The sequence below is a fragment of the Streptomyces neyagawaensis genome (assembly GCF_023516595.1).
In the GTDB taxonomy this organism is placed as follows: domain Bacteria; phylum Actinomycetota; class Actinomycetes; order Streptomycetales; family Streptomycetaceae; genus Streptomyces; species Streptomyces neyagawaensis.
Window position 1 is genome coordinate 1 of the sequence record NZ_JAMGBG010000231.1, and the last position, 4,930, is coordinate 4,930.

The window sequence follows — 4,930 nt, forward strand, 5'->3', positions numbered from 1 at the left end:
CCCCGGTCCACCGGAAACCCCGACACACCGTCCCGACCCTCAGCCACCAACTCCCACAACCCCGCAGGCGACACCACCCCACCCGGCAACCGACACGCCATCCCCACCACCGCCACCGGCTCCCCCACACCCGCCTGGAGTTGCCGGTTCTCGCGGCGCAGCCGGGCGGTTTCCTTGAGGGCGTCCCTGAGCGCCTCCACGACGGTCGTGTCGGAGGAGGACGAAGGGGAGGCCGCAGGGGACTGCGAGGAAGCTGACGAAGAAGGTGACGAGGACGACGGCGTTCGGGTCATGAGCTTTCTTCTCCCAGTGCTGTTCAGGACTCGATGCCTTCGCGGGCCATCCGGACCAGTTCCGCCACATCCATGGCGTCGATCAGTTCTTCCTCGGCGGCCAGTTCCTCCGCGTCGGCCGCGTGATCCGGTCCGTCGGGGACGGTGTCGTCTGCCCGGTCCGGGAAGAGTTCGGCCCGTAGCCGTCCGGCCAGTGCGGTGGGGGTCGGATGGTCGAAGACGACGGTCGCGGACAGCCGTAGTCCGGTCGCCCTGCCGAGCCGGTTGCGCAGTTCCACGGCGCTGAGGGAGTCGGCGCCGAGTTCCTTGAAGCTCCGGCGCGCGTCGACCGTGTCCGCGCGGTCGTAGTTCAGGACGGCGGCGACCTCGGTCCGCACCAGGGCGAGGAGCTGCTTCTCCTGGGCGGCGGCGTCGAGTTCGACGAGCCGGGCCACGAGCCGGGCGCCCGGCGCCTCGCCGGATGTGCTCGGGCCGGGGCCCGCCGCTTCGCGGTTGCGCGCCGGGACGAGCTCGCGCAGCAACGGCGGTACGCCGGTGCCGGCGGCCCGTAGTGCGGCGGTGTCGAGGGCGAGCGGCACCGGGCAGGCGTCGGCGGAGGCCAGCGCCGCGTCGAGGAGCCGCAGGCCCTGGCCGGGGGTGAGGGCGTGGATGCCCACCCGGGCGAACCGGCGGCGGTCGGTCTCGCCGAGTCCGGCGGCCATGCCGCCCTCCGCCCACGGGCCCCAGGCCAGTGAGGTGGCCACGAGACCGTCGGCCCGCCGTTGCTGTGCCAGGGCGTCCAGGTAGGTGTTGGCCGCCGCGTAGTTGGCCTGTCCCGCGCCGCCGAGCAGGCCCTGCACGGAGGAGAAGAGGACGAAGGCGGCCAGGTCGAGATCGCGGGTGAGGTCGCTGAGGTGCCGGGCGGCCTCTGCCTTCGGTCGGAGGACCGCTTCTAGGCTCTCGGGGGTGAGGGCGTCGAAGACGCGGTCGTCCAGGACACCGGCGGCGTGGACGACGGCCGTCAGCGGACGGTCGGCGGGCACCGTGGCGAGCAGTGCCGCGAGCGCCGCACGGTCGGCGACGTCGCAGGCGGCGAGGGTGGCCCTGGCCCCCAACTCGCCCAGTTCCTGCTGGAGTTCGACGGCACCGGGGGCGGCGTCGCCGCGTCGGCCGACGAGCAGCAGATCGCGTACGCCGTGCTCGGTGACCAGGTGGCGGGCCACGGCGGCGCCCAGGGCGCCGGTCGCGCCGGTGATCAGTACGGTGCCGTCCGCCGGCCACGGCCCCTCACCGGGCCCGGGGGGCACGGGCGTCGTGGCACGTGTCATTCGGGGGACGAGTACGCGCCCGGCGCGGACGGCGAGTTGGGCTTCGCCCGAGGCCTCCGCGGCGGCGAAGGCCGCCGCCACGACCCGCCGTGAGGCGGGTTCGTCGTCGAGGTCGAGCAGGGTGATCCGGTCGGGGTGCTCGGTCTGTGCCGAGCGGACGAGCCCCCAGACAGCGCTGTGCGCGAGGTCGGACACGTCCTCGTCGGGCCCCGCGGCGACCGCGCCCCGGGTGACGACGACCAGACGGGAGGCGGCGAAACGCTCGTCGGCCAGCCAGCCCTGGGCCAGGGCCAGCGCACGCCCGGCGGCCCGTGCCGTGTCCGTACCGTCCGGGGAGGAGCCGGTCAGCGGTGCCAGGACGACGGCCGGGACGTCCGCCGTACGGTCGATGTCCTCGGCGAGCGCCGGAAGGTCCGGATGGGTGCGGACATCGGCACCGGCGGCCGTCGGCGTTTCGGCCATGCGGGCCGCGTCGGCCGCGTCGCCGACGACCGCCCACCGCTCGGGGATCGCACCGGAGCCCGGACCGGCGATGCCGGGCAGCACAGTCCACTCCACCCGGTACAGCGGGTCGCGTCCCCCGCTCGGTGCCGCGCGGAGCCGCTCGGCGGAGACCGGCCGCCGCGACAGCGTGCCCACCGACGCCACCGTACGACCCGCCGCGTCGGCGAAGGCGAGGGTGACCGCGTCGGGTCCGGCGGGTGCCAGCCGGACGCGTGCCGCGGTGGCCCCGGCCGTGTCCAGGCGTACCCCGCTCCATGCGAAGGGCAGCCGGGTCTCGTCGCCGCCGGGCAGCGCGCCCAGTTCGATGGCGTGCAGTGCGGCGTCGAGCAGCGCGGGGTGCAGTCCGTACCCGGTCGCGGCGGTGGCCTGTTCCTCGGGGAGGGCGAGTTCGGCGAAGACCTCCGTGCCGCGTCGCCACGCGGCACGCAGCCCGCGGAAGGCGGGGCCGTAGCCGAAGCCCTGCGCGGCGAGCGCGTCGTACCACTCGGTCAGGTCCACCGCTTCGGCGTCGGGCGGCCAGTTCGCGAAGTGGTCGGCGTCGGCCTCCGCCCCGGCGGCCGGGGCGAGCACCCCGGCGGCGTGCAGCGTCCAGTCGCCGCCGTCCGTCTCGCCGTTCTCCTGGTCGCGGGCCGGGGCCGCCGCGGGCCGGGTGTGCACGGTGACGGACCGCCGCCCGTCGGAGTCGGCCCCCGCCACCTGGACCTGGAGCTCGACGGCTCCTTCGTCCGGGAGTCGCAGCGGCGCTTGCAGGGTCAGCTCCTCCAGCAGGTCGCAGCCGGTGCGGCGGGCGGCGTGCAGGGCCAGTTCCACGAGCCCCGCGCCGGGGAAGAGAACGGTGCCGAGGACGGTGTGGTCGGCGAGCCAGGGATGGGTGTCCAGGGACAGCCGCCCGGTGAGCACCAGTGTGTCGGAGTCCGCGGGTCGCACCGCGGCACCGAGCAGGGGATGTCCGCCGGTACCGAGCCCGAGCGCGGGAGCGTCCCCGGCGGTGACCGGTCCGGCGCTCGGCCAGTAGCGCCTGCGCTGGAAGGCGTACGTGGGCAGGTCGACGCGGGAGGCGCCCGTGCCGGCGAACACCGCCGCCCAGTCGGGGCCGACGCCTCGGACGTGGAGCCGGGCGAGTCCCTCCGCGAGGGTCCGCTCCTCAGGGTGGTCACGCCGCAGCAGGGGGACGAACTCCACCTGGGCGTCCTCGGCCTCGTCGTCGGGGAGACAGTCGCGGCCCATGGCGGTCAGTACGGCGTCCGGTCCGATCTCGACGAACGTCGTCACTCCGTCCGCCCGCAGAGCGCGTACGACATCGGCGAACCGCACCGTCTCCCGGACGTGGCGCGCCCAATAGTCCGCGTCGGCCGGGCTGCCGTCGGCCGACCCCGTGACGGGCTGTGCCGTCATGTCCGACAGCAGCGGTACGGCGGGCGCCGACAGGTCGAGCCCCTGAGCCACCCGGCGGAACTCGTCCAGCATGGGATCCATGCGGGGCGAGTGAAAGGCGTGGCTGACCCGCAGCCGCCTGGTCCGGCGACCGCGCGCCGACAGCTCACCGGCGATCTCCACGACCGCGTCCTCGTCGCCGGAGAGTACGCAGGAGAGCGGGCCGTTGACGGCGGCGATCGCCACCCGCGTCTGTCGGCCGCGCAGCAGTTCGGCGACCTCCTCCTCCGGTGCCCGGACCGAGACCATCGCGCCGCCCTCGGGCAGCGCCTCCATGAGACGGCCGCGCTCGGCGACCAGAGTCACCGCGTCCGGCAGCGACAGCATCCCCACGGCGTGAGCCGCCGCCAGTTCGCCGACGGAGTGTCCGGCCACCCGGTCCGGCCGTATTCCGAAGTGTTCGACGAGCCGGAAGAGGGCCACCTCGACGGCGAACAGCCCGGACTGGGTGAACACGGTCCGGTCCAGCAGGGCGGCGTCCGGGGAGTCCGCCCCGGCGAGGACGACCTCGCGCAGCGGCCGCCCGAGGCGGTCGCCGAACGCCTCGAAGACCTCGTCCAGTGCCTCGGCGAACACCGGGAACCGCGCGTGGAGTTCACGCCCCATGCCGACGCGCTGGCTGCCCTGCCCGGTGAAGAGGAAGGCTGTCTTCCCGCCGCTTGGCACGCCGTACGGCACACGGGACGGTCGGTCGCCGTCCGCGAGCGCCGCCAGATCCATGAGCATCCGCTCCGGGTCGTCGCCGACCAGCACCGCCCGGTGCTCCAGCGCGGCGCGCGTGGTGGCCAGCGAGAAGCCCACGTCGGCGAGTTCCGCCCGGGGCTTCACGCTCAGATGCTCACGTAACCGCCGCGCCTGCGCGCGCAGAGCCTGCTCGGTCCGGCCGGACAACGGCCACAGGACCGTTCCGGGCGACGGCTCGGGGGTGGCTTCCGGTTCGGGGACGGGGGTCGCTTCCGGTTCGGGGGCGGGGGGCGCTTCCTCCAGGATGAGGTGGGCGTTGGTACCACTGATCCCGAACGAGGACACCCCCGCCCGGCGCGGACGGCCCTCGACCGCCTCCCATTCCCGCTGCTCGGTCAGCAACTCGACCCCACCCGAAGCCCAGTCCACCAGCGGTGTCGGCTCGTCGACGTGCAACGTCCTGGGCAGCGCGCGCCGTTGAAGTGCCATCACCATCTTGATCACACCGGCCACTCCGGCAGCCGCCTGAGCATGCCCGATGTTCGACTTCAACGACCCCAGCCAGAGCGGCCGTTCGGCTGGCCGCTCCCGCCCATACGTCGCAAGCAACGCCTGCGCCTCGATCGGATCACCCAACCGCGTCCCCGTGCCATGCGCCTCCACCACATCCACCTCGGCAGCGGTCACACCCGCCGACGACAACGCCGC

General features: G+C 74.4%; 2 protein-coding genes. Both read right to left on the reverse strand.

Annotated elements, in window-relative coordinates:
• The coding region (locus M8J73_RS44360) for a beta-ketoacyl synthase N-terminal-like domain-containing protein (RefSeq protein ID WP_249829920.1) at positions 1 to 200 on the reverse strand (200 nt) is incomplete at its 3' end.
• A 116-nt stretch (positions 201 to 316) separates the two neighbouring features.
• Positions 317 to 4,930: type I polyketide synthase (locus tag M8J73_RS44365; protein WP_372504111.1), on the reverse strand; the 4,614-nt coding region annotated here is incomplete at its 5' end.